Origin of the sequence: Mucilaginibacter sp. (assembly GCF_036383575.1) — a bacterium.
GTDB lineage: Bacteria > Bacteroidota > Bacteroidia > Sphingobacteriales > Sphingobacteriaceae > Mucilaginibacter.
In genome coordinates, this window is the sequence record NZ_DASVOB010000238.1 from 1 (window position 1) to 8,065 (window position 8,065).

Annotated in this window: 5 protein-coding genes; 4 read left to right on the forward strand and 1 reads right to left on the reverse strand. The window is 43.3% G+C overall.

Annotated elements, in window-relative coordinates; genetic code table 11:
* On the reverse strand, positions 1–602 hold a 602-nt coding region (locus tag VF500_RS08440; protein ID WP_330859254.1), incomplete at its 3' end, for a carbohydrate binding family 9 domain-containing protein.
* Positions 603–1,117: 515 nt separating this feature from the next.
* On the opposite strand from VF500_RS08440, the gene VF500_RS08445 reads away from it, so the two are divergent.
* Genes VF500_RS08445 through VF500_RS08460 form a run of 4 tightly spaced genes read left to right on the forward strand, consistent with a single transcriptional unit; the run spans position 1,118 to position 8,029 of the window.
* Positions 1,118–4,264 (forward strand): SusC/RagA family TonB-linked outer membrane protein, encoded by a 3,147-nt coding sequence (locus tag VF500_RS08445; protein ID WP_330859255.1) that lies wholly within the window; start codon positions 1,118–1,120, stop codon positions 4,262–4,264.
* An 11-nt stretch (positions 4,265–4,275) separates the two neighbouring features.
* On the forward strand, positions 4,276–6,132 hold the full coding sequence (locus VF500_RS08450) for a RagB/SusD family nutrient uptake outer membrane protein (protein WP_330859256.1): 1,857 nt from the start codon (positions 4,276–4,278) through the stop codon (positions 6,130–6,132).
* Between the two features lie 19 nt (positions 6,133–6,151).
* The gene (locus VF500_RS08455; protein WP_330859257.1) at positions 6,152–6,859 is read left to right on the forward strand and encodes a DUF3823 domain-containing protein; all 708 of its coding nucleotides are present in this window, start codon (positions 6,152–6,154) and stop codon (positions 6,857–6,859) included.
* A gap of 18 nt (positions 6,860–6,877) precedes the next feature.
* On the forward strand, positions 6,878–8,029 hold the full coding sequence (locus tag VF500_RS08460) for a hypothetical protein (protein WP_330859258.1): 1,152 nt from the start codon (positions 6,878–6,880) through the stop codon (positions 8,027–8,029).
* The last annotated feature ends 36 nt before the right edge of the window (positions 8,030–8,065 follow it).

Here is an 8,065-nt window from a genome sequence, read left to right on the forward strand (position 1 = left end):
TTGATGCCCCATTCCTTGATCCCTTTTTTATAACGGATACTTTTAAACGGAATAGATGCTTCCCAGATCCATTTATCAGGATAATTTTTCACGGCCGAGTACCAGCGGTTATCCCAGCTCAGATCAACCTTGCCGCCCTCATACATGCTCCCATCCCACTGCCCTCCGGCTGCGTTGGCCCCAAAACTAAACCCATCCGTACGGGCATCAAACGGATCCATGAAGATGAGGAAGTTATCGTTTTTAAGAAAATTAAAATCGCGCTTCAATGACTCAACCATATAGGGCCCGGGTACCGAATTATAGTTGATGGCTATAATGTACAGGTTTTTATCATCATAGGTCATCCTAACATCAGTTTTAACTGTAGCCTTGCTGGTATCCATCGGCAGCACCATAAAAAAGTCGCCCGCCGAATCGGCCTGCATCCAGGCTTGCTCGTTCATCACCCCGTCAATAGTAATAGCCGACGTAGCCCTGCGGATATGGTACTTATACCCGGCGTTCTTTTTTTGTGCTGATGCATAAAAGCAGGTTACGCAACACAACATAATAAGCAATAGCAGTTTTACAGGAAGCTGGCAGGCACGTTTAAGGGGCATTAAGATAAGGGTATATAAGTTTATTGGTTCACGAATTTTAAAACTACATTTTTTAAGCAAAAATCAAGACCTTGTATCATATAATTTACGGCTTCGCCCCGTTTCTTCGTGCCAATAATTAAATATCTGCTAATCCGTATCACCTTTTGTTAAAAATACATCAACCTATCCCTCCTGTCATTAAAAATCAAATTATTTTACAAGTGACCCTCCTTTTCTCGCAATCGATTGCAAAAAAGTTCATAAAACCGCGTTTTTGAACATTAATACGCCCTTTATTAATGTATTATTTATTTTTTATTAATGCCGGCCTGTTGTTTTGTACTTGAAATTATAAACCAGCTACGGTGCTTTTTATCGCGTAACTGCAACAAAGCACTGCTTTAACCAAACTCTTTAAACCATGTATTACTACAATCCCAACCCGCCGTAAGGCTTGCCGCTGCATGCGCTATTTATTACCCCAGGCGGGTAACCAACCAAATAAACTTAACCAATCAACAAAGAGAGACGATATGAAAAAATATAAATACTTACTTATACTTTTCTTCCTTTTCCCGCTTAGTTTGTTAGCCCAGCAAACTACCATTAACGGGAAAGTTATAGACTTAACCGATGGGTCGACACTTCCGGGGGTAAGTGTAAAGATCAAGGATACAAATACTGGCGCCATTACAGATGTAGCCGGCAAGTTCCAGCTCCAGGTACCCGGACCTAATACCATTCTGCAAGTATCCTATATAGGTTATGTAACACAGGAAATAGCCGTTAAGGACATCAAAGACGGCACCATCGCCCTAAAAACAACCAATAAAAGCCTTGAGGAGGTTGTAGTTGTAGGTTACGGTGTGCAAAAAAGGGCAACCATTACGGGTTCCATTGCTACACTTCAAAGCAAAGAGATCACCACAACCAAAAACGAAAGTGTTATCAATATGCTAACCGGTAAAATACCAGGTGTACGTATTGTTCAAAATACTGCCGAGCCAGGGTCATACGCCAATAATTTAAACATTAGGGGCTATACCAATGCGCCGCTCGTTGTAATCGACGGTGTTATCGGAGGAGACCAGTCAACTATTGGCCGTATGGATCCAAATGAGATCGAAAGCATCTCGGTACTCAAAGATGCCGCTGCTTCTATTTACGGTATGCGCGCTGCCGGTGGTGCTATTTTGATAACGACTAAAAAAGGCGGTAAAAACGGCAAAATCAATATTAATTATTCAGTTAACGATGCTATTCAAACATTTTTGGGTATGCCCGAAGGCGTAGGCGCTGTTGATTATATGCTGCTGACAAACGAAAAGGTTAAACGCGATTTTGCTAATAACTTTGTACACAACGTAACTCCGCAATATTCATATGCAGATATGAAACCATGGCTTGATGGTACCCGCAAATCAGCTGATTGGATTGGCCTGGCTTTCAAAAAAACAGCTAACCAGATACAACACAATTTAAATATTGATGGTGGAACTGATAAGATCAGCTATTTCTTCAACTTTGGTTACCAAAAACAAGATGGTGTTTTTAAAAGCGGCGACTTAAATTACAATAAGTATAATTTCCGGTCGAACGTTACTGCAAGTATCACCAAAGGATTAAAGGCACAGGTATTAACATCGGCCTGGATGGATGAGAAAAAACAACCCTATACCGATGAATGGACCATTTACAAGTATACCTGGAATCAGATACCTATAAACCAGGTTTATGCAAATGACAACCCATTATATCCCAGCCTGATACCTCAGGGTGATAACGTGAACCCAGCCATTGCCACTGATGCTGATAAGGTAGGTTCAAAAAGATTCAGGAACAAAAACATTACAAGTCAGTTAAATTTACAATATGATATACCTGGAGTTCCCGGTTTAAGCGCTAAGGCCTTATTCAACATCGAATATGGCACTGCTGATAATAATATCATAAAAAGGTCATTTAACTTATACACATACAAAGCAGAGGATGATACTTACCTCCCCAACCTCGTAAACTCCCCGGGCGGCATTACCCGTCAATATTACACCCATCTGAATACTTTAAGCCAGGTAACATTAAATTATGCTCATACTTTTTTTAAAGACCATAACATTACTGCTATGGCTACTTATGAGCAAAGTCATGAAACTGCCGATAACTTTAATGCTTATCGTGATGTTGAGATCCCTGTCGACTACCTGTTCGGCGGTTTGCAAAACTCAAACATGGCAGGCGGTATGGATGCTGGTGCCTTACAGGACCGCGCCCACAGAAGTATCATAGGCAGGTTCAATTATGATTATAAAGGCAAGTATCTTGCCGAGTTTAGCTTTCGCAGAGATGGTAATAACCTGTATAAGCCAGGCCCCGATCAGTGGGGCTTTTTCCCGGGTGGTTCAATTGGCTGGGTATTAACAAGGGAAAATTTTTTCCGTAAGCTGGTATCTGAAAACATCCTTACCAACTTAAAAATCAGGGCTTCATATGGCCAAACAGGCGATGAGGCAAACGCGCCTGCATTCAACTACGTTGATGGGTATACCTATCCTATTAACAGTTACATATTTGGAGCAAGCGCGGTAAATGGCTCTGCCCCCAAATTGGGCAATGCCGGTTTAACCTGGTCAGTAAGTACCATCAAAAACATCGCCGTTGATTTTAGCTTATTTGGCGGAAAAGTTGACGGTACCGTCGAGGTTTTCAGAAACGACAAAACAGGGTTACCGGTTACACCAGCTGTAGCCTTACCAGGAACAGTAGGTGCACCAGTGCCATCCATAAACTATGAAAGTAACCGGGCACAGGGTTTAGATTTTAACCTTTCGTACCGTAACACATTTGGTCCTGTAGGTTTAAACGTTACCGGAAACATCGGTACAACCCGTTTAAAGAAAATAAAAGTACTTGAAGGCCGCGCCGGTAACGAGTACGAACAATGGAAAAACAGCCAGGCCAACAGGTACCAGAACATTTGGTGGGGACCTGAATATGCCGGCCAATTTACCTCATATAACCAGATCTATAATTATGGTGTAAATACTGGTGGTGGTAACAATAATACCATTCCCGGTGATTACTATTACAAAGATTGGAATAACGACGGCGTAATTGACGGCAAAGACAGTCACCCTATTGCCACTTCTGATATCCCCTTGTACAATTATGGCCTTACCATTGGCGTAAGTTATAAAGGCTTTGATATGAACATGCTTTTACAAGGGGCTGCCGGTGTTTACGTACAATACGGTGAGCAGTTTGCATCGCCACTGATGTATAACAGGAGTGCGTTAACACGTTTCCTGGACAGTTGGCACACGGTTGATCCATCTGCCAACGTATTTGACCCAAACACCCAATGGATACCCGGATTTTATCCTGCAATGGGTTCACCAGACGCGCAGGGCACAAAAGCTATCCAGAGTGCCAGTTACCTCCGTTTAAAAACACTTGAATTTGGTTACTCACTATCGCCATCTGTATTAAAAGCCATTGGTGTCAGGAAATTCAGAGTTTATGTAAACAGCTATAACCTATTGACATTTACAGGTTTAAAAAACTACGATCCAGAGCACCAGGGGCCTAAACCGGGAGATAACGGCTTTGGCGCTACCGCTTTAGGCGGATACACCTACCCAATGAACAGGACTTTTAATCTGGGCGCTAACGTTTCCTTTTAAATTATCGACACATGAAAAGTATACATAAATTAATCTTAACAATATCTGTCGGGGTAGGTACTCTGGTAACTTCCTGCCAAAAACTAAATATTCCGCCAACAAATATCTTTACCCCTAATATTATCTACGATAGCGAAGCTGGTGTTAAATCATTTTTAGCAACCATTTATCGGAATCTCCCCATTGAGGATTTTAAATACCGGCCCGATGGCGGAGAGGATGTGGATGTTAACGGTATTCATTATTCGCACCCGGGCTTTAATCCGGGCAACCCGTGGATGAACTTTTATACTTCGGCCTCTGTTACAGGCGAAGAAGTTGGGCCTTTCGGCGGTATGGACATTGGCGCCGGTTTTGGCTTTTGGCCATATGGTGATATCCGCAATGTTAACACCCTGATAGCCGAACTACCTAAACATGCTGCGGCATTAACACAGGCTAAGGTAGACGCATTATTGGGTGAAGCTCATTTTTTAAGAGCTTATTATTATTTCGGCATGGCTAAACGTTATGGCGGAGTACCTATCATCACGGTACCGCAGGACCCGGCAGCCCCCATTTCTCAGTTGCAGGTTCATCGTGATAAGGAAGAGGCCACCTGGGATTTTATCGGTGCCGAACTTGACTTGGGTTACAAAATGATGCCCGAAACTAACGATGCCGGCAGGGCTAACAGGTATGCTGCCGCCGCCTTAAAATCGCGTGCTATGCTTTACGCTGCCTGCGTAGCCAAATATGGTTCAGTAAATTTTGTCGACGGTCCGGCTCATTCACAAGGTCTGGCGGGGATTCCGGCTGCTAAAGCAAATACTTATTTCCAGGCAGCTTATGATGCTGCTAAATTGCTTGAAGGTCATTATTCGCTTTACATAGCAAATTCAGACAAAGTTCAAAATTTCGCCGACGTGTTTTTAAAAAGCGGAAGCCCGGAAAACATCTTTATCAAACAATATTCAATTGCTAACAATACGGCCCATAGCTGGGATGCAACCATGTCGCCGCGTTATATGACGGCAAATGCCTTATCACGCGCATACCCAACGTTAGATTTGGTGCAACTTTGGGGAGACTTGCCGGTAACCAATTCAGACGGCACACCTCGGCGTTTTAATGACCGAAGCGAATTGATGCAGGGTGTTGAGCCAAGGCTGTTGGCCACAGTATATTTTCCGGGCGCTACTTTAAGAGGGCTTACCTTTGATATGCAAAGGGGTATTTATCCATCCTTTAGCGGAACGGCCGCCGCCGAGGTTGCTAAACAACCAAACTCACGATCATACATACTTTCGGGTGATACCAAAACACTATATCAGGGAAAACAGGTAATTGGCTTTACAGGCCCTTGGACTGGCGGCGATGAGCTAACCCGTACAGGTTTTTACGTGCGCAAATATGTTGATTATAATAAACCCCAGGCTTCGGTTGATCTTTACCGTAGTGAACAGCCGTGGATAGACCTGCGTTATGGCGAAATATTATTAAACCGTGCCGAAGCCGCAATGGAATTAGGTAATACAGGCGACGCCTTAACATCTATTAACCTTATCAGGAGCAGAGCAGGAGCTACACCTTATGGTTCTATCGATCTGGATAAAGTGCGTAAAGAAAGACGTATGGAACTCGCCTTTGAAAATCAGTATTACTGGGATCTGAAAAGGTGGCGCATTGCAGATGTGGTGCTTGACCGCGCGCACTTTAAAGGCCTGATGCCTTATTATGTATTTAACGAAAACAAATACATTTTTCTGGCCGAACCAGAGCTGTACAATCGCGAATATACCTTCCAAAAGCAGTTTTATTATGAGCCGATTCCCGGTGGCGAAATTGGCAAAAACCCTAACCTGCTTCCTAACAACCCTAATTATTAAGAATTTAAAAGTTAAAGATATGAAAAATCTGATCGGTAGAATTTTGGTGGGCATAGCTATACTGGCAAGTTCTGCATGTACAAAAACAGATAACTATGATGGGCCTAACGCTTCGTTACAAGGCAATATAAAATCATCTGAAGGCGGTAATCTGCTTACCTCCGGAGGCAGCACAACTATCAAGTTACAACAAATTGGCTGGACAAGTCCGCAAACTATCCCAAGTAAATTTGATGGTACTTATGAGGATTCAAAGTTGTTTAAAGGCGGGTATAAAATTGTACCTACCGGCGGCGCTTTCTGGCCGGTTCTTGATACTGTGACGGTTAACATTGGCCAAGGCACTAAGCATGACTTTACGGTTACACCGTATATCGTGATCAAAAACTTCACCCATACCTTAACCGGCACAACGCTTACGCTCACATTTGATATCGATGCGCCTATTATTGCCGGCTTACCAACCATCAAAGATGTGCAGCCATATGTAAATACTACCAAACTTGTAGGTACAGGCGCTTCAATCCGCGACTTTTCGGACTTGAACGCCAAAACTATCAACAAGGCATTTATTGACATGAGCGCTGCCGAAAAATCGATAACACTTACCGTACCCAATCTCATTCCGGGCCGTACCTTTTTTGTGCGGGTGGGCGTTCGTCTGAGCGATAGCTTCAACAGCTCAAATTTTTCGGAGATAGTACAGGTAGATATTCCTAAAAGTTAACCTAAAACCAAAAAGGAAATGAAATTTATTAAAACAACGATGGCTTGCTCCATCCTCATGATAGGCCTCAGTATTGTGGGGTGCAAAAAAGAAAAATATGCTTCACGTGATACTTCATACCTGAAGCCACCACCGCCCGATACCACTGCTCCACCGGTGGTAGACCCGACGTTGATATCTTTTGATAACGCGGATAAAGCCGATGGCTGGCAAACTGTTGGTACACCAACCATAGCAACCAGCGGACAAAAGGAAGGTGCCGGCTACCTGAAGAATACAATAACCAGCGGCAGCGACTTTATGCAGTTTATCAAAGACCTGTCTACACCGCTTGATACCAAGCTAACAGGTAATAATGGCCAGTTTAAATTCTGGTGGTATGTATCGGATGTTTCATTGCTGAAAGCCGATGGTTCTATTGAGATCACCAGTTCAGGTAAATCAGATGTCAACGAATCTGCTTGGGACGTTGCACCTTTAATACCAACACTTAAAAATGGGTGGAACGAAATTGCCCTGAACTTCAGCAAGGCCATTAAAACAAATGATGGCGGTGCCGATTATTCGGCCATCAATCACTTCAGGATCTTCTTTTTCACAACAAGTAAAGATCATGGCGATTTGGTTACCGGGGTTGATGATTTTGTGTTTAGGGCGGCACCGGCCCCACCACCCGTAGTATTTGATAACGCTGATAAGCCGGATGGTTGGCAAACCGTGGGTACGCCAACCATAGCAACAAGTGGGCAAAAAGAAGGTACGGGATATCTTAAAAACACCATTGCTAACGGGAGCGACTTCATGCAGTTCATTAAGGATATCGACCCACCTGTTAATAGCAGTTTTAGTGCAGCCGACGGCAGATTCACTTTCTGGTGGTATGTATCTGATGTTTCATTACTGAAGGCGGATGGTTCTATCGAAATCACCAGCTCTGGTAAATCAGATGATCATGAATCGGCGTGGGACGTAAAAGATTTGATCCCAACGCTAAAAAATGGTTGGAACCAGGTCACACTGGATTTTGATAAGTCCATCAAACCCTCTGGTACTGACCCGGGCGCCGATTACACCAAGATCAACCATTTCAGGATCTTTTTCTGGACTCAAAATAAAGATCACGCTGATTTTGTTACCGGCATCGATGACCTGAAGTTCATCTCAAAATAGTTATCCCCAAAACATAATTAATAGAAAGCCGGCCAC

Excerpts from the sequence above, each read along its gene's own strand:
- VF500_RS08445 (WP_330859255.1), top strand. The coding sequence starts at position 1,118 with ATGAAAAAATATAAATACTTACTTATACTTTTCTTCCTTTTCCCGCTT.
- VF500_RS08460 (WP_330859258.1), top strand. The coding sequence starts at position 6,878 with ATGAAATTTATTAAAACAACGATGGCTTGCTCCATCCTCATGATAGGC.
- VF500_RS08455 (WP_330859257.1), top strand. The coding sequence starts at position 6,152 with ATGAAAAATCTGATCGGTAGAATTTTGGTGGGCATAGCTATACTGGCA.
- VF500_RS08450 (WP_330859256.1), top strand. The coding sequence starts at position 4,276 with ATGAAAAGTATACATAAATTAATCTTAACAATATCTGTCGGGGTAGGT.